At 51.8% G+C, this 17,727-nt stretch carries 18 protein-coding genes and 1 pseudogene; 8 read left to right on the top strand and 11 right to left on the bottom strand.

Annotated elements, in window-relative coordinates; translation table 11 throughout:
- The first annotated feature begins 4 nt into the window (after positions 1-4).
- Positions 5-1,342: a fimbrial usher protein StbD gene (gene stbD, locus OGY35_RS10360; RefSeq protein WP_152402330.1), complete on the top strand. Its 1,338-nt coding sequence runs from the start codon at positions 5-7 to the stop codon at positions 1,340-1,342.
- Positions 1,308-2,033: a fimbria/pilus periplasmic chaperone gene (locus OGY35_RS10365; RefSeq protein ID WP_286632222.1), complete on the top strand. Its 726-nt coding sequence runs from the start codon at positions 1,308-1,310 to the stop codon at positions 2,031-2,033. Before stbD ends, OGY35_RS10365 begins: the two co-directional genes overlap by 35 nt.
- 15 nt (positions 2,034-2,048) lie before the next feature.
- Here the strand turns inward: OGY35_RS10365 and OGY35_RS10370 are convergent.
- From OGY35_RS10370 to OGY35_RS10395, 6 genes and pseudogenes are all read right to left on the bottom strand, one after another.
- Positions 2,049-3,430, bottom strand: a pseudogene (locus OGY35_RS10370) (amidohydrolase family protein).
- A gap of 12 nt (positions 3,431-3,442) precedes the next feature.
- Positions 3,443-4,393 (bottom strand): carbamate kinase family protein, encoded by a 951-nt coding sequence (locus tag OGY35_RS10375; protein ID WP_152402323.1) that lies wholly within the window; start codon positions 4,391-4,393, stop codon positions 3,443-3,445.
- A gap of 88 nt (positions 4,394-4,481) precedes the next feature.
- Positions 4,482-5,900: a YlbE family protein gene (locus tag OGY35_RS10380; RefSeq protein ID WP_152402321.1), complete on the bottom strand. Its 1,419-nt coding sequence runs from the start codon at positions 5,898-5,900 to the stop codon at positions 4,482-4,484.
- On the bottom strand, positions 5,900-7,447 hold the full coding sequence (fdrA, locus tag OGY35_RS10385; RefSeq protein WP_286632223.1) for an acyl-CoA synthetase FdrA: 1,548 nt from the start codon (positions 7,445-7,447) through the stop codon (positions 5,900-5,902). Before fdrA ends, OGY35_RS10380 begins: the two co-directional genes overlap by 1 nt.
- Positions 7,437-8,300 carry an oxamate carbamoyltransferase subunit AllH family protein gene (locus OGY35_RS10390; protein WP_286632224.1) on the bottom strand — a complete coding sequence of 288 codons (864 nt, stop codon included), beginning with the start codon at positions 8,298-8,300 and terminating at the stop codon, positions 7,437-7,439. Before OGY35_RS10390 ends, fdrA begins: the two co-directional genes overlap by 11 nt.
- A 39-nt stretch (positions 8,301-8,339) precedes the next feature.
- The gene (locus tag OGY35_RS10395; protein ID WP_286632225.1) at positions 8,340-8,945 is read right to left on the bottom strand and encodes an ankyrin repeat domain-containing protein; all 606 of its coding nucleotides are present in this window, start codon (positions 8,943-8,945) and stop codon (positions 8,340-8,342) included.
- A 254-nt stretch (positions 8,946-9,199) separates the two neighbouring features.
- On the opposite strand from OGY35_RS10395, the gene OGY35_RS10400 reads away from it, so the two are divergent.
- Positions 9,200-9,694 carry a DUF1097 domain-containing protein gene (locus OGY35_RS10400; protein WP_152402312.1) on the top strand — a complete coding sequence of 165 codons (495 nt, stop codon included), beginning with the start codon at positions 9,200-9,202 and terminating at the stop codon, positions 9,692-9,694.
- A gap of 113 nt (positions 9,695-9,807) precedes the next feature.
- Positions 9,808-10,740 carry a LysR substrate-binding domain-containing protein gene (locus OGY35_RS10405; protein ID WP_152402309.1) on the top strand — a complete coding sequence of 311 codons (933 nt, stop codon included), beginning with the start codon at positions 9,808-9,810 and terminating at the stop codon, positions 10,738-10,740.
- Positions 10,741-10,779: 39 nt separating this feature from the next.
- Here OGY35_RS10405 and OGY35_RS10410 read toward each other — a convergent pair whose 3' ends face one another.
- Entirely contained in the window at positions 10,780-11,052 is a 273-nt protein-coding gene (locus OGY35_RS10410) for a GNAT family N-acetyltransferase (protein ID WP_152402307.1), read from the bottom strand.
- A gap of 12 nt (positions 11,053-11,064) precedes the next feature.
- Positions 11,065-11,295, bottom strand: a complete 231-nt coding sequence (gene yjdI, locus OGY35_RS10415; RefSeq protein ID WP_152402305.1) for a 4Fe-4S mono-cluster protein YjdI — start codon at positions 11,293-11,295, stop codon at positions 11,065-11,067.
- Between the two features lie 814 nt (positions 11,296-12,109).
- Here yjdI and OGY35_RS10420 point away from each other — a divergent pair.
- Both OGY35_RS10420 and OGY35_RS10425 read left to right on the top strand, forming a co-directional pair.
- Positions 12,110-12,958: a winged helix-turn-helix domain-containing protein gene (locus OGY35_RS10420; RefSeq protein WP_152402303.1), complete on the top strand. Its 849-nt coding sequence runs from the start codon at positions 12,110-12,112 to the stop codon at positions 12,956-12,958.
- Complete coding sequence (locus tag OGY35_RS10425; RefSeq protein WP_286632226.1) at positions 12,951-13,433, top strand: YqeJ family protein; 483 nt, start codon at positions 12,951-12,953, stop codon at positions 13,431-13,433. The genes OGY35_RS10420 and OGY35_RS10425 overlap by 8 nt, the downstream gene beginning before the upstream one ends.
- A 45-nt stretch (positions 13,434-13,478) precedes the next feature.
- Here OGY35_RS10425 and OGY35_RS10430 read toward each other — a convergent pair whose 3' ends face one another.
- The gene (locus OGY35_RS10430) at positions 13,479-14,030 is read right to left on the bottom strand and encodes a hypothetical protein (protein ID WP_152402299.1); all 552 of its coding nucleotides are present in this window, start codon (positions 14,028-14,030) and stop codon (positions 13,479-13,481) included.
- A 280-nt stretch (positions 14,031-14,310) separates the two neighbouring features.
- Between OGY35_RS10430 and OGY35_RS10435 the strand changes: the two genes are divergently transcribed.
- Positions 14,311-14,934 (top strand): ECs1377 family protein, encoded by a 624-nt coding sequence (locus OGY35_RS10435; RefSeq protein WP_286632227.1) that lies wholly within the window; start codon positions 14,311-14,313, stop codon positions 14,932-14,934.
- Here the strand turns inward: OGY35_RS10435 and OGY35_RS10440 are convergent.
- Both OGY35_RS10440 and OGY35_RS10445 read right to left on the bottom strand, forming a co-directional pair.
- The gene (locus tag OGY35_RS10440) at positions 14,931-15,455 is read right to left on the bottom strand and encodes an HD domain-containing protein (RefSeq protein WP_152402295.1); all 525 of its coding nucleotides are present in this window, start codon (positions 15,453-15,455) and stop codon (positions 14,931-14,933) included. The two genes, OGY35_RS10435 and OGY35_RS10440, sit on opposite strands and share 4 nt — an antisense overlap.
- Before the next feature lie 167 nt (positions 15,456-15,622).
- On the bottom strand, positions 15,623-16,198 hold the full coding sequence (locus OGY35_RS10445) for an LOG family protein (RefSeq protein WP_286632325.1): 576 nt from the start codon (positions 16,196-16,198) through the stop codon (positions 15,623-15,625).
- Positions 16,199-17,040: 842 nt separating this feature from the next.
- Between OGY35_RS10445 and OGY35_RS10450 the strand changes: the two genes are divergently transcribed.
- The gene (locus OGY35_RS10450) at positions 17,041-17,646 is read left to right on the top strand and encodes a tyrosine-type DNA invertase (RefSeq protein WP_286632326.1); all 606 of its coding nucleotides are present in this window, start codon (positions 17,041-17,043) and stop codon (positions 17,644-17,646) included.
- Positions 17,647-17,727: the final 81 nt, after the last annotated feature.

A 17,727-nucleotide genomic window follows, 5' to 3' on the forward strand; every position in this document is an offset into this window, starting at 1 on the left:
ACTCATGAAATTATCCTCTGTCCTCCCGCTACTGCTGGTCGCTGTCGTACTGACACCGCCCGCATGGTCTGCCTGTAAAAGGGTGACCTCAGCCAACGACCTGTCGCAGGTGGCAAAAGACGCAGGCTACGTCGGCGCCAGTTGGGGTGGCGTTGGCGATAGCGAAGTAAAAGGCAAACTGGGATTGCCCGGCGTCATCACCTTAAGCAGCGGCACCGGCTTTCAGAGTGAAGGCACGCTGCTCGCCAGCTCAACGGCCAGCTTTGTGCCTAACGGCCGCACCCAGGGCGTCAACGCCAACCAAATCTATTTCCGCTGTGATGTCGCAGAAATCGGCAAAGTGTATGAGTATTACGCCACCAACGGCGATGACGCCTGGGGCGGCAGAGAAGCGGTTGCGGGTATTGAAGGCGCGTACTACACCTACGTCAAAAACGTGGCGCTCCGACTGACGAACCTGAAAACCGGGCAATACTACTCGCGCTACTGGAAAACACGCCTCATCCCTGAAAGCGAGATGTTTAATGACGGGACCTATATTTACATCCCTGGCAGCGCCTTCAGCGATGTTTTCGTTGAGCTTTTTCGGGTTGATGACGCGTCGAAAGGCGTGAACGGTTCAAATCGCTATGGCTATACCTACGCGGGGCCGGCGGGCTATATCGCCTTTCACGGCGGTGGCATGAGTTCCGGACTCTTTGACGGCGCAGACAGCAGAACCAATTACGACGGCTGGGGTGCTATGCAGTGGCCAGGCGGCTGGACGCTCACCAGTCAAAGTTACTTTGTGCGCGGCGCCGCCTGTCGGATCGACGACTATCCCGCCATCGTCCGCCTGCCGCCGATTAGCGTCGGTGAACTGAGCGGCGGCGGCACGGCGCAGACGCCCTTTAACATTACCGTCGAATGCGAAACCGGTGCGATTTCCAGTACCGCGGTCTCGACCACCAGCAAAGCGAATGTGGCGATGGGGTTTCTGGTGAATAACCTGACGGCGGCGAATGCGGCGAACCAGTTAGGGCTCAAGACCGGATCGGGGGCCTGGACCTGGCTGCTCGATAACCATTACGGCGCCAGCGGCGTGGCGTCCGGCGTGGGCATTCGTATTTACAGCGAAAAATTGGGCGGTAGCGCCATCAACCTGTTGCCGAATCTGACGGCGACCGCGACGGGCAACGCCGGAGGGTGGTATGGCTATGCCGATTTAACCAGTAAAACCTCAAGCGGTTCGACCGAATTTTACAACGGTGAATTCACCGCCTCGCTGGAAGCAATTCCTGGCGAAGCCATTACAGCAGGATCGGTTTATGCACAACTTCAGGTGGTGGTTAGCTTTCAGTAGCGCGTTGCTACTGAACGTTCTGCCGTTCTCCAGCCACGCGGTAGTGAATAGCGAAGTGACCCGAGTGATTTTTAATGCCGGTGACAAAAGCACGTCGCTGGCGCTGATTAATTCACCGCAGCAGCCGGCACTGGTTCAGGTCTGGACCGATACGGGCAATCCGTCGAGCCAGCCCAACGAGGAGACGACGCCCGTCATCGCGCTGCCGCCGGTGTTTAAAATGCAGCCCGGCGAGTTGCGCAGCATTACGCTGCAACTCACCGACACCGCCGCCCTGCCGCGCGATCGTGAAGCGCTTTACTGGCTGAATGTGTATCAAATTCCCCCCATGACGCAGACCGATGCGCAGGCGGCACAAAAAGTGGTACTGCCATTACGCATCCGCATGAAGCTGTTTATCCGTCCGCAGGGCATTGGCGCGCTCCAGGAAAGCGACGCAGAAAAGCTGCGCGTGACGTATGCTGAACCACAGAATCAGTTGCAAATAACCAACCCTACCCCGTGGCATATCACGCTGGCCGGAATAAGCTGTGAAGCCGGCAGTGCAAGCGGCGTCATGATCGCACCGCTTTCTACTGTCCCGGTACCGCTACAGGGACGTGGTGCGCCGTGTTCGTCGATCCGCTATGACGCGATCAACGATCACGGCACTGCCTGGCACTACGAAAAAACCGTCTCGCCGCAACCGTAGCGGGCTCTCCCCCGTTTAGCGTGCGACGCTTCCCCACACCAGTTGCCCCTTATGGAACGTGGCGCTTCGTGGTGAAATACGTGCAACCGTCTCGGCAGAACAGGAGGCGTCTACCAGCACAAAGCTGGCGTCATCCTGCGCTTTCGGCCAGACACGCTCACCTTTCTCGTTCAACGGCAGCACGTTACCTGTCGCAAGGAACAGCGCGCGGGAAAGGCTTTGTTCATTGGGACGGATATAGAGCTGGGCGTAAAGGTTAGCCTTCTCCAGCATGTCGCCCAGACCGTAAGGCGACCAGTGGTCGATCACGCTGTCCGTGCCGGTCATCACCATCACGCCGCTATCGTGCAACTGCTTAAGCGGCATATGCAGCGTGCCAATCGGCACCGTTGACGCGATGGATATTTGCTGTGCCGCCATGCGTGCGGCAATCTCATCAACCTGCTGTGCATTCATCGTCGCCAGCGCAAAGGCGTGGCTGATGGTCAGCTTGCCCTTCAGTTGCGGCGTTTTCTCAACCGTTTCAACCATATACTTCACCGCCGCGACGCCCGCCGGGCTGGTTTCATGCAGATGGATGTCCACGCCCTTGTTATAATCGAGAGCGATCTGGAACATAGTATCGAGAGATTTTTCCATCGCGCCGTCGACGTTAGTCGGATCCAGCCCGCCGACATAGTGCGCGCCGGCCTGCATCGCTTCACGCATCAATGGTTCTGATTTCGATAACAGCAGGCCGTGCTGTGGGAACGCCACGATTTCACAATCGAAGCCCGCTTTACGCCGTGCCAGTACCGCCTGCAAATCCTCGAGATTTTTGAGGCCAGAGACCGGTTCGATATTACAGTGGCTGCGCGCCACGGTGGTCCCTTTCGACTGCAGCAGGTCGATCAGCTTTTCGGCATGTTCCTGCGTATAGGGCTGCAGTTCTGGCAACAGTTTTTGCTCAAGTTTGATCATGTCCTGAATGGTGGTCCTGCCGGACGGTTCAGCGAACGCCACGGCCCGCCGTAGAACGTTTTATCGAGGTGGATGTGCATGTCGCGCGTGGTCGGCAGCATCAGTTTGCCGCCCGCATCGTAATGCGGCAGCGTGGCGTCCGGATGACTTTTGTTGTCGCGCAGCGCGACAATTTTGCCCGCCTGAATCTCCACGGTTTGCAGCGCCGTACGCGTGTGAACCGCGACCGTGCCCTCATAGTCAAAGCCCGTCTCAAGCAGGACGTTGTCGAGGTAGTAATGGGTATCGTTAATCGTCATGGTGCCTCTGGCGTCACAGGTTGCTGCACCAGAGGTTGCCGCATAGGCGACCGGCGCGCCAGCACTCAATAGCGCGGCGGCGGTGACCATCTTCCCGCTCTGGCTCAAAAACTCACGGCGGCTTTTGTTTTCCTTCATCGTTGCTTCCTGTTATGAATGGACGATATGGGTGCCCGTCTCGCCGCGAATGGCCGCAGGCAAGCACTCAGGCGTAGTGATGATGACGCGTTTGCCGCCGTGCTGGAGGAAGGCCAGGCTGGCGATAATTTTTGGTAGCATACTGCCCGGCGGGAAGTGACCTTCCTGCATATAACGGGTCATCGTAGGGATGTCGACCCAGTCCAGCGCCTGCTGTTCGGGTTTGCCAAAGTGAATGCACACCTTCTCAACGCCGGTGGTGACAACCAGAATGTCCGCCTGAATCTCGCGCGCCAGCAGCGCGGTAGAGAGATCTTTATCGATAACCGCATCGACGCTCTGATAATCGCCCTGCTCGCCGCGCACCACCGGGATCCCGCCGCCGCCCGCGCCAATAACGACAAAGCCCTTCTGAGTCAGTGCCTTAATCGCTTCCGACTCAACAATGCGCTTCGGTTCAGGTGACGCGACAACCCGACGGTAGCCGCGCCCGGAATCTTCCACAAACCGCCAGCCAGGGTTAACCCGCTGTAATTCATCGCGCTGGGCTTCGCTAAAGAACGCGCCAATGGGCTTGGTGGGATGGGTAAATCCCGGATCGTTTTTATCCACCTCCACCTGGGTGACGACGGTGACGGCTTTCTGCTCGCCGCGCTTCGCCAGTCGGTTATTCAGCGCCTGCTGGATCAGATAGCCAATTCCCCCCTGCGTATCGGCGACACAGTTTGCCAGCGGCGTCAGCGGCAGCCCTTCACGTTCATGAGCGATCTCCGCGCGGCGCAAATCCAGTCCAACCTGCGGGCCGTTGCCGTGGGTCAGCACAATATTGTAGTCCGATGCCAGCATCTCCAGTACGGTATCGGCGACGGCTTTCACCGCCTCGGCCTGATGTTCAACCGACTGGCTGGCGTTATCTTTGATAATGCTGTTGCCACCAATGGCAACGACCACAAGTTCTTTCATCGTGTAGGTTTCCGGTACAGAGTGTGATGGGATTATTGTGTGTGTTGAGAAAGAACCCCCGGCTCAGAAAGCGCCGGGGGGTGAGTGGTTATGCGCCGTAGCGTTCGCACCAGCTCAGGATCGCTTTTTCGAAGCAGGCAAACGGCGGGTGGACAATCCCGGCGCCAATCATGCCGATACCGGCATCTTTATGCGCAATCGCGGTGTTGATCACCGGCAGAATGCCGCTGCTACCGACGCGGGTAATGTCGATCGCCGTCGGTATCCCCATAAAGCCCAGTAACGGAATGGTGACGTTCGGGTTTTCGCCCAACGTGATTTCACGCATCTGTCGGGAGAAATCGACCGCCTCTTCCACCGTTCCGCCGACCAGTGCAACGATAGCCGGTGCCGTGGCCATCGCAAAACCGCCGATGCCGTAGGTTTCGGTAATCGCACTGTCGCCAATATCCAGACCAGAGTCTTCCGGCTTGTACCCTGCGAACATGGGGCCAATCACCTGCTGTGCCGGACCGGTAAACCACTGACCCGGCAGGCCGCTAACCCGTAGCCCAAACTCCACGCCGTTACGTGCCATCGTGGTTACCACCGTGCTGTATTCGATACCGTGCGCCGCGTCCATTGCCGCTTTACACAGCGCCATCCACGTTGGGCCGGAGAAGTAGTCGCTGCTGGCAACAAAGTCGAACACTTCACGCTGTTGTTCAACCGGGTAACCGGCCTGAATGATGCCCGGCGTCAGCGCCTGAATCAGCAGCGTGGTGCCCGCGTTGTTACGGTTGTGGCACTCATCGCCCATATGCAGCGCCTGTGCCAGCATTAAGCGCAGATCGATTTCACCGATAATCTTCATCGCATCGCGTAGCATGGGCCCCTGCACGTCACGCATCCAGTTCAGACGGTCGATCACGCTCTGGTCGTTGGCTCCCATACGCAGGATCTTCGCCATCTGCTCACTCATGTTGGTGTACGCAATGTTGCCGTAAGTTTTGTTTTCGACAATGTGCATAAACATAGAAGCAGAAGTGACACCCGCCATCGAACCGACGCAGTCATGCTCGTGGCACGGCGAGAAGATAATCTCACCGGAGGCCGCCAGCTCAGCGGCTTCATCAATATCTTTTGCCAGCCCTTCAAATACCAGCGCGCCGGTGACCGCGCCTTTCATCGCGCCGCACATTTTTTCCCATGTAACGGGCGGACCGGCGTGGAGAATGGTTTTCGACGTCATGCCCGGCACAACGTTGATCGCCTGATCAAAACCAATCAGCACCGGATGTGACTGAATGATCCGCTCCAGCGCCTGCTGGTTCGCAGCGGCGATTTTCTCCGCCAGCGGCGAATCGGCAATGCTGTCCAGCGCCTTCACCACCTGCATGTTGCCCTGGCCCGGCGGCGTCCAGTCAAGTTGGGTGACATCGACATGCTGTTTTTTCAGATCGTCGCTAAACATTGCGATACCCACGTTGATGACGTTCAGCGGTTGGGTAAACAGTGACTGGCTCATCAGGCTTCCTCCCCTTTGCAGATAAATTCACGCGCCAACAGACCGGTATTGGTGCTGCTGCTTGCCAGGATCACGCCCGCGTCGCTCAGCATCTGGCTCTGTTTTTCCAGCGACGGGGCATCGAGATCGGTGCCTAACACATAGGCGAGGATCGTAAGCTCACGCCCCTCAGCGGCGGCGATCGCTTTCGCCTCTTTGATCGCATCGATCGTGGAACCAACCGGATCCTCGTGCGAGCCAAAGCCAAGCACAAAATCCATCACGATCACACCCACTTGCGGATCTTTGGCCTCCTGCAGCAGACGGCTGATACGGTTGGTGGGGTCGATCATCGGGTGCGGCTTACCGTTGGTGAAGTCGTCATCGCCAAAGTCGAGGAAGGTGTGCTTAACGCTGCGATTCAGATCCGCCAGGCGGAAGGCCGGATCGGGCTGAATATTGCTGTAGACGTCGCCATGTTTTTCCATCACCGCAAACATGGTTTCATCACACAGCGTGCCGCCGCAGAACAGACCGCGAATGTACTTCTGTTGCGGGGTCAGACGCGCGCGCACTTCGGCAATCAGCGTCTCGTTCAGCGAATGCAGGTTTAACGATTCTTTCCTCACGCCGCTCAGTAGCACCGCTTTCAGTGCCGCCTCTTTCGTCCCGCGAGCATACTGCAGACCCTGCTCGTCAACTGGCGGTTCTGCGCGCCCAAGGAAGCAGGCCACGACGGGCTTACGGCAGGCACGCGCACGCTCCAGTACCTTACGCGCGACTGCCGGGGCTGGCGGTTTTGAGATCAGCGCGATGATTTCCGTTTCCGGGTCGTCTTCCAGCATTGCGATGGCGTCCAGCATCATCAGGCCGCCGATTTTCTCACTCAGATCGCGTCCGCCGGTGCCGATGAGCTGCGAGATGCCGCCGCCAAATTCATGAATGCGTACGCTCAGTTCCTGGCTACCGGTCCCCGAGGCGCCCACAATGCCAATGTTGCCGCGACGGACCGCGTTGCCAAAGCACAGTGCAGCACCGTTGATGATCGCCGTACCGCAGTCCGGCCCCATCATGAGCAACCCTTTTTCGTGCGCCAGCTGTTTGAGCGACAGTTCGTCTTCAACAGAGACGTTGTCAGAAAACAGCATCACGTGCAGATCGTTTTGCAACGCCTGGCGCGCTTCACGGGCAGCAAACAGGCCGTTAACCGAAATCACCGCCAGATTGCTGTCCGGAATATGTTTTTTCGCACTGGCCAGCGTGGCATAACGCGCTTCGTGCGAGCCGCTTTCCGCTTTTTTGCTGAACAACTCCTCAATGGCCGCCAGCGTCCGATCGTTGTCTGCGCCGTCTTTGCCGTTAATCACAATCATCAGGTCGCCGTTTTTCGCCTCAGCCAACTCCGGCGTCAACAACCCCAGATTTTTTAGCACCCCTTTGTTCATCTCGGTCGCCATCGCCACAAACGCCTGATCGACGCCGTCGAGTTTATTGGCGCGGGTGGAAATGGACATAAGCGACACGGAATCAAAATAGGTATTCTTTTTAATGACTATCTTAACTGACATAATTCCCTCCATATATTTGGCTCAGCGCGCAGGCATCCGCCATGCCATACAGCATGTCGCAACCGGAACTTGAGCCAATATTTTTAATATTGGCAATAGACTGGATAGAAAAGCCGTTGGGTTCATTAATCATGCAGCGAATAAACCCGGCAATATTTTCGCGATAACGTTGTTCAAATGCCGCTTCCAGCGTAATCGCGCTAAGCAGTGTGGTATTTCCCCTGCCCAATTGCAGTGCCGAACAAAATGCCTCCTTGTATTTTTCCGCCGGATGACCAGCAATAAATAAAATAATGCTCAGGCCAACCAGATAATCGTCTGCGGAGGGCGTCAGGCCAATACCTAACCCCATCATCTGGATTACCGCGGGCGCAATTTCGATTCCTTTTCGCATTGCACGTAATAACGTATTTCGTCGACGCTGTAGTTCGTGGCAAATTGCCTGATAAAATGGATTATCTCCACGCCAGAGAAATAATGTCTCATTCTCCTGTAACTGTTGATGGATTAGTTCGCTCCACCGTTGCCAGGGAATTTGCCGGAACCTTTCGGGACTCAGCTGCAGTTTCGGCATGTGCCAGTCATGACAGGATGTCTTGTCTATCCATTTATCATCACCCACCGTTATTCCCGAAGGATGAAACTGAACCAACTCACCAGGCCGGAACAGGCCGTCAAAGTGGGTGAGTGCTAACCGGGCGCTATTGGGCGCGTTGTCATACTCTTCACACAGCAGCGTCAGTAGTTGGTGCTGTGCCGGGAGATACAGATTGACCGCCCGGGAAAAGACCTGTTCGACCCGCCCACTACCGCGTTCGCAGAGAAAGCCCGCATCCGCAGTTAGCGCTTGCACACACCGCCGTTGTGGGGTGTCGATAACGTTTCTCCTTCGTCAGGCTCCTGCGGCAATCAGCAATTGGGCGATCGCCTCAAAGCCTTTTTCCCGTGCCAGTTCCAGCGGCGTTTTACCGTATTTATCGGTCATATGTGGACTGGCCCCCTTTTCCAGCAGTAAGGCAACTATCGCCTGCTGCGTAGCACCGCCGTCATTCAGCACAATGGCTTCCAGTAGCGGCGTCCAGCCAACAAAGTTAGTGTGATTCACATTAATCGTTGTCTGCGTTAATAGCTCCTTGACGATATCAAGATGGCCTTTTTCACAGGCGGGCGTTAATCCCACGCCGCCAAAACGCGTTAATCGATTAAGATCGGGGCTGGCCGGTAAAATTAAACGCAAAAGTGTGAGATCGTTATTCAGACAGCTCAGTAGAAAAGGATTTAAACAGGTCTGATCCTGCTGATTAATATCCGCGCCTGCGCGAATTAACGCCGTAACACAGTCATATTTTTTATGCAGGCTCGCCAGAATAATGGCCGTCTGCCCCTGGCGGTTACAGGTATTCACATCCACACCCTGCTCCAGACAGGCGGTTAATTTCTCCACATCACCCTGCTGCGCAGCCATTAGGTAGTCTGTCATCAGACTGGTATTTGTCATGTGCATTCCCCTGATTTTTGTGGCTGTATCTGATGGACTGAGAATAGCAACGAAATTTATAGAAAAGAACCCGCTTAAATTTTATTCGCCATAAGCGGATTAATTATTGAATGGTTTTTAACAATCCGCACAGACTGTGCTGTAGTGCACCCTTTATTTCTTTGCTGCTATTCCCCTTAACTCAATCGGGTTTTCTTTCTATATAGTTGCTGGATGAAACCACTCTATCCAGACGTTAATAACGGGAGATAAAGATGAACGGACTCACCGCAACAGGCATTACTGTCGGCATTTGTGCAGGTCTCTGGCAGATGGTGTCCTCGAGGGTTGGGCTGGCTCCAGGCTGGGAATTACTGGGCACCATTGGCTTTGTCGCGTTTTGCAGCTTCTATGCTGCCGGAGGGAGCAAGGCGGGGTTTGTGAAAAGCCTGTTTGTGAACTACACCGGTGCCGTCTGGGCTTTTCTGGCGGCGCTGGCCTCCGGATGGCTGGCTTCCGCGAGCGGGCTTTCTTCGTTCTGGGCAGGTGTGGTCATGACCGTACCGTTTTCCGCCGTCATCGTCTGGCAGGGGCGCTTCTGGTTAACCTCGTTTATTCCTGGCGGCTTCCTTGGCATGACGCTGTTTTTCGCCACCGGGCTGAACTGGACGGTGACGCTACTGGGCTTTTTAGCCGGGAACTGCGTGGGTTTCATTTCGGAGTACACCGGGCGGAAACTGAGTGAATCCACGTCGAAAAACCGTGCCTGAGCCCGACTCAGGTATTAAAAGTTATTCAAAAGTGATTGCTCAATGGCAAGCCCAGCCAATACAGTCATCTCCGGGGAGACGCGACGACCGCCGATCGGAACAGGAACCAGTGCATGAATTCAATTTTTACGGAAGAAAACCTGTTGGCCTTTACCACAGCCGCTCGTTTTGGCAGTTTCAGCAAGGCGGCGGAGGAGCTGGGCCTGACGACTTCAGCCATCAGCTATACGATCAAACGAATGGAGGCGGGTCTTGATGTGGTGCTGTTTACCCGCAATACCCGCAGTATTGAACTCACCGAGTCGGGGCGCTACTTTTTTCGCAAGGCCACCGACCTGCTAAACGACTTTCATGCCATTAAGCGCAGCATTGATACCATCGCGCAGGGCATTGAGGCGCGGGTGCGTATTTGCATTAATCAGCTCTTATATACGCCAAAACATACCGCGCGATTGCTCCAGGTGCTGAAGAAGCAGTTTCCGACCTGCCAGATTACGGTCACCACCGAAGTGTATAACGGCGTCTGGGACTCCATCATCAACAACCAGGCCAATATTGCCATCGGCGCGCCCGACACGCTGCTGGACGGCGGCGGTATTGATTACACTGAAATTGGCGCCATTCGCTGGGCATTTGCGATCGCACCGGATCACCCGCTGGCTTTCATGCCAGAGCCGATCGCCGAAAGTCAGTTGCGCCTCTACCCGAATATCATGGTGGAAGATACCGCGCATACCATTAATAAAAAGGTGGGCTGGTTGCTGCATGGTCAGGAATCGATTCTCGTGCCGGATTTCAATACCAAATGCCAGTGTCAGATCCTCGGTGCAGGAATTGGCTTTCTACCGGACTACATGGTGCATGAAGCGATGGAAGATTCGCTGCTGGTCACGCGGCAGATCCATAATCCACGTCAGGATTCGCGGATGCTGCTCGCCACCCAGCACTCCGCCACCGGTCAGGTGACCCAGTGGATCAAAAAGGAGTTTGGACCGCAGGGGATATTAACCGGCATCTATCAGGATTTACTGCATCGGGAAGGGTAAATTTAGCCGGACTGCTCAGGCGCATTGTCCGGCATGTTTTCAGGCCCGAATATCGTCATACTCACGCGTTTTATCAAACTCATGTTTGGCAAACGGACAAAGAGGGATAACTTTGCGATTCTCGCGGCGCATTTTCTCCACCACTTTCGCCACCAGTTGTTTTCCGACGCCTTGTCCTTTCAGACTGGCATCGACATCAGTATGCTCAATAATGCTTAAATGTTCGCCGGTCGGAACAAAAACAATTTCAGCGACCTGATTCCCCTGCGCATCATTGACATAGAATTTATTGTGGCCTTCCCGTATTTCCATCTTTCCCTCGCTTTATTTATGACGATATTGCAGCGCCCCGCTTGGGCAGGTATCGATAACCCTGGTCACCGTTGAAACATCAACTTCATCAGGCATGATCCACGGTTTGCGTTTCAGATTGAAAAGGTTAGCACTACCGCGTACACAATTTCCGGAATGCTGGCAAATCGACGTATTGAAGTAAACATCGATTTTCTCACCGGTATAGACGCGGTAACCCGCATCCTCAAGTTGCTTATCCATGACATTGCCTCTTTTTTGTTTATCCCTTAAGCATAGCGTGTGAATGTCCCCGTTACGATTTTAATGTTAGATGAGTAAATGCTCACCTATCTCTTATTCATAAGGATAAAAAACCAGTTGTGGAGATATTTAAGGCTTTATATTATGTATTTAATGATATTTAAGGTTATTTGCTCTAATTGACTATTTGATGCAAGGTCGGCATAATATTTATATCAAAAAAAACGATTTAAAAACCCTTGTTTTCATTAAAAAATACTAATCAAGAAGCGTGATCACATAAAGGGGAATCTGTCTGATATCGAATCTTAAATCAACGTGTTGAAGCTGATCTCTACTCCGTTTTCTCCACTTTTGTTGATTATCAGGCAGTCAAAACGACGTATTTATAAGCGGAAAGTCATCGACTAACGCCATTTAGGGACAGAATATCAGCAGGAATCACTACAAGATGAACATAACAAGTACAATATATTTATTCGCTTCTCAAGTCCAACACCTGATAATCAAACTAACTGTTTGATCTTTTTGACATAAGATCAACATTTCCGCAATGCGGCAGTAATCAATCCGAGTTTAATCATTGAAATGCTCAGACGATTACACTACCGGATTAAACATAGCGGCAGAAACCACTAGTTTTATTAACAAAATTCCTTATTGTCTATATACATATGTGAAACTACAGCACAAAAACATTAGTTTCATAAATCAAACGGCTACTGTGTTCGCATATAGTATATGTAATACTATGCTCAGAATTTTCTACACTTAAGTCTCTACTCTTTATAACTTTCGCACATCGTGAACCTATATGTACTGGATTATTAACGATAATATTGAATTCAGACCTGACAGTAAAAAGTTAATTTCTGTGACTAATCCAGAAATTAACGTCGTTTTGACAACGCCTGCCAGCCGTTGTCTGCTTTTGCTGCTTGAGGCTTCGCCGGACGTGGTCACTCAGCAGGAGTTTTTCAAAAAGGTGTGGGAAGATGAAGGAATGCTGGTTCCAGCAAACACCCTTTATCAGAATATCTCTATTGTCCGTCGTGGGCTACGCGCCGTCGGTGAGACCGACCGAATCCTGGTCGCCACGGTACCGCGCAAAGGGTTTCAAATCGACAAAAGCGTTAAAATCGCCCGCGTTGCGGCAGATCAGGCTGATGAAGTGGTCTCTGAAACCCTACAGGGTGAGGATGAACTGGATGTCGAGTACCACGCTGACGCTGAGCCGGAGTTTACACCGGAAGAAACTGCACTTCCTGCCCATACGGTAACGGTGAGTAAGCGCAGCAGATTGCCCCTCTTCGTCGGTATCATCGCCATGGCAGCGGCATTTTTCATCGGTGCAATCGGCATGAACTTTGCCTGGCACTTTAGTGATACGAAGCCTTTCTTCGCTGGCTATACCTTCGTCGAGCAGGACAAAGGCTGTCATTTCTATATCACGGATGACAGCCACGATAATAAAAACAGTTATGCACGCTTCAAGACGTTGATATTGGGTTCTGGCCTCGATTGCGAAAAGTATCCCTGGGTGTACTTTCCGCTGTCACAAACGTCTCCCGGATTAGCCGTTCTTGTCTGTCGCAAGAATTACCTGAAATCAGCCATTCCGGGTTGTATCACACTCTCTTTTCGTGGAGTAGGAAGTGAGTAAAAAAACGATCATGATGATGAGTGCGGTGTTTTTACTCGCGGGTGTGCTCATCGGCGCGATATACAATGTTCTTATGTCTAAACATTACGATAAACAGGAATGTTCGATGTCGCTGGTGGTGTTTCATAAAAACGCGCGCGCAAATATTACGCTGAATTACATGTATTCCCTGAAGAATCAGAACGGCATCGTGGCCGTCAGCGGGACCTACATTGAAGATAACAAACTTAAAGGACGGATCAGACGAGATGTCGCCTATAACTGGACAGAGAACCAGGATTCGTATCACTTACACTCAACCAGAATCAATAAGTTCGAAATCATCGAGACGTTACCGGATGCATTATTAGCCAATATTCTGCCTGATTTCTACGTCTATCCCGATAAGAATGTGAGTTACTCTATTCTCAATCAGGGCGTCCACGGGTTCCTGTTTACCATCGGAAAACGCCCCCTGCTATACTGCGCCCGCTAAACGAACTACCGCCGTCAGCTCTGGGCTTAACAGGGCTGACGTTTTTTACAAAAACATCGTCTCTTCCAGTAAATTCTCTTTGATTAGCAGCAGATCGTGGACCCTGTGGCCCCCCAATTTCTTGCACGCGAGATTGCGATAGGTGTATACCCGTTTCGGAGGCAACGCCAATGATTCGGCAATCAGGTTAATATCTTTTCCCTGCAGCGATTCACAAATAATCATTTTCTCGACGCGATTGAGAATATGATTCCGGATAACCTGCCGCTTTTCCATGCTCGCCAGACGCGTAATAATCATCGTCAGTGCCAGCAGAGACTGTCGGGCACTGACAATCATGTCGGCATCAAATACCAGTGCGCTGCGCTCAGAATTCAGTATAATCAGCAACTTACATTTTTTGTTGAGACGGGATATTTCCCTGGCACAACTTTTGTTGAACAGATTGAGATGCAAAATCACGGTATCGTCGAAAGTGAGTTTTTCTACAGGCAAGTGGTGCATGGTTTCTTTCACAATTTCCAGGTTGGCCTCTTTTGCCAACAAGACTATCCCGTCCTGCAAAAAGTTATTGTTGCTTATAATATATATCGTCATCGCTTTTACTTCCGTATTAATAATCCATTTAACTTGCCGTTTATTTCCGTTCTGCTATATCATCTGGCGCGGTATTAAAACTATATTAGGAAATAATTGAATACCTCAATTAAAAAGTCTTAACTGACATGATTTCCCTAACTTATTGAAAATATAGATTTTAGTTTGAATTCTTAAACATTCTTAAATGGATGATAACTCGTCTCTTTCTGTATTCTGTCTTTTTCTCTATGCTATGTTGTGCCACTAGCGCACAGGCAGATGGGATGGGGGGAAAAAAATGACCAGGCGTATCGATTACCTGATTGAGAAATATCACTTCACTGAAATCAACGAGTCGTCGCGTATTACCCGCCAATGGCAGGAGGTTCTGGCGGAGTGCCAACAAGAGAACGCTGGCGTTGAAGAACGACTGCGTATTGCGCTGCTCAACGTCGATTACGTGACCAGCTTCGAACTGCCCTTTCGTTTACTGCTCACCCGCACCCCGCAACTGATCGATAAACTGCGGAAAGAGTTTGCCCTCACCCAAAAAAACGTCCTGATTAATGATAAACGCCGTGGGCAGGTTTACAGCATCAGTGCCGATCTCAGTCGCGTCCCCGATGCCTTTCGTTATCGTCTGTCGTCGCGTATTCGCCGTATGGATGAGGAAACGATTACCACGGCCCCCTATCAGCAGGTAGCCAGTCAGACAAAACACCCCGAAGAACGGCTTCGACTGGCGCTGGAGAGCGGTTTGCAGGTTAACGCCCTGGATGGGCTGTTCTGGTTGGGGATCCAGCGAATTGCCGCAGATATACAGCGGCTCCGCGCATCGGGGATGCCTGTTCAGGCGTCGGATGTCGAGGTGTTCGATTCACTGACCGGGACGCACAGAACCGTGACGGCTTACCATCTTTAACCCGTTGTCAGTTCCTGAAAGCGGGATAAAAAAAGCGCTCGCGCCTGCCGTGGCATCAGCGGATTGACGGTCAGCCGCGTCGTGGGCGACACGCCTGCCAGCATCGGCCAGTCATTTCCGGGATCCAACTTGAGATCGCGCCGCTCGGTCGCCAGCACCATCAGATCCACCTGCTTGATCACCTTGCTCGGCGTGAGAGGAAGATGAAAACGCTGACGAATGGCGTTGTCCAGCCGCGCTTCAATCTCTTTGTACTCAGGAAGCAAACGCTTTAGCGGCGAGGGAAGATCCTGGCAATAGGCCTCAGCGGCATCGTGCAGCAGCGCTTCAAGCGCAAACTCTGGCGGTGTTAACTGGCTGCACAGAACCACGTGCTGGGCGACGCTGTAAAATTCAGGCACATGCCCGGCAAAGCGACAGATGTTCGACAGTGCCACAGCGATGTCTTCAATCACGATATGTTCCGGTCGAATATCGCTGTAGTCAATGTGTTGCCCGGTTAAGGTGGCGATAAATTTCATTCGTTCTCCTGTTTCCTTACCGTTTTTGCCCGCGTCAGCGGTGCCAGGACATCCCTGAAGACACTACGTACTTACATTTATCCTGTAAATATCTTTTAACGCTCATCGCACGCCTTCCCAGGGAACTCAACGCGGAGAAGGCGTTTAGCTGATGGGCTGTCACTGCCTTAATTCTGGCTCGCCGTCCACTTGGAAGCGGGCGGCGTATACGTCGCAAAATACTCAACAATTTCCGGCAAGGAATCGGAGAAAAACAGCATATCCACGTAGCTCTGCTTCATAAAACCTTCATCGGCCATCTTCTGTACCATGGCCTGCAACGGTTGGTAAAAATCGTTCATGTTATAAAACGCGCAGGGCTTGTTATGGATGCCCAGTTGCCCCCACGTCCACTGCTCAAAAATCTCTTCCAGGGTGCCAGCCCCGCCGGGTAAGGCGATAAAAGCAGAAGACAGCGCCGCCATGCGATCTTTACGCTGGTGCATATTCTCAACGACCTGCAAATCTGTCAGCCCGGTATGCGCAATTTCACGTTCAAGCAAAGACACGGGGATCACCCCCGTCACGTGCCCACCGTGTTGCAGGGCAGAATCCGCCACGGCCCCCATCAATCCAACCCGACCACCACCAAAAACAATACCCAGTCCAGCCTGGGCCAGAAAGGTTCCGGCTTCGCGCGCGGCCTGCATGTAAACAGGAGAATGACCTTCAGATGAACCGCAAAAAATACCGATAGACTTCATATCATTTCCTTCAGTCATCACCCAATCCGTAAATCTTCAGTAACGCAATGTCGGAACAGCATAATTCAAAGGGACGCAATACACTATGTCACACTGAAAAAAGAAAGTACCGATCATGTGAGTTCCAGTAATTACCAAAATGAGGCGTAATGTCAGCAGCAATACAATATCAGAAAACAGCGCTGTCTCTTTAGAACGCTACCCGTAAACACCTTTGTCCGGACAAGAGTAATTTCAAGCGTTATTATTCCGCCGCTCACGTTTTATTTGTCGCAAAATATTTCATCACATTTGTATTCTAATTTTACCACCCGCCTCTGTCAGTCAAATATACCCGTATCATTACACTTTTCGCATGATAAACCGGGAGCATTTTGCTCCCGGTTAAATACCCGGCACATCTCTTAACGCGGTTGTCATACCTATTATGACTATTCTCTCTGTGATTTTTGCAGTATTGTTTAGTCATTGTTGTGGTTCTACAGTGAATGCTAGCGAGGTTGTTATGTTGTTCTCCGCCTTCAGAGAAGTCCCTTGCACATCATTCAGGATGTTCCAGAATGGACTCGATCTTAGAGCAGCAATAAATTTTTTTGATTCAGCAAGATAACCCCGAGCACAAGATAAGAGGAGGCTACCAGTCGATAATGGCACGACGTTATGACGTAACAACATACAGCCATTTTCATTATCCGGTTAAGTCTTTCTGTGACGTAGCGGTGTTGTATACGATTTACGCCTACCGTGCTGTACTAATAAATAATGAGCTAAAACCGGATAAGACCATTGGATTAATGGGAATCAGCAGAATGAGTGCACACCTGCAATCAAAAGGGAACCTAATGAAAAACAGCGCAGATAATAAGAAGAGGAATTTTTTGACTCAAAATGAAATAGAGTCGCTTCTCAAAGCAGCAAATACCGGACCAAACGCTACCCGCAATTACTGTCTGACATTACTGTGTTTTATTCATGGATTTCGCGCCAGTGAAATCTGTCGCCTGCAAATTTCAGATATTGATATCAAATCACGATGCATTTATATTCACCGTCTGAAAAAGGGGTTTTCGACAACGCATCCATTATTAAGTGAAGAAATTCAGGCATTAAAGAACTGGCTGGTTATTCGTGCCGCCTATCCCGATTCCAACAGTGAGTGGTTATTTTTATCAAGAAAAGGGAATCCTCTTTCTCGCCAACAGTTTTATCAAATCATTTCAGCCTCGGGCGATCACGCAGGACTCCCGCTTGAAATTCATCCACATATGCTTCGTCACTCTTGCGGTTTTGCGTTAGCCAATATGGGGATCGACACCCGTCTCATCCAGGATTACCTGGGGCACCGTAACATTCGCCATACCGTCTGGTACACTGCCAGTAATGCAGGTCGATTTTACGGTATCTGGGATGACGCTAAACTCAAACAGCATAATGCTATTTCACTGTGACATTTTCAACGCCATGGATGGTGTTAAAAAACAACCCCGTGGCTTACGAGACATTAATAATATTTAACCTTATGTTTATTA

Source organism: Citrobacter sp. Ct235 (genome assembly GCF_030332305.1).
In the GTDB taxonomy this organism is placed as follows: domain Bacteria; phylum Pseudomonadota; class Gammaproteobacteria; order Enterobacterales; family Enterobacteriaceae; genus Citrobacter_A; species Citrobacter_A telavivensis.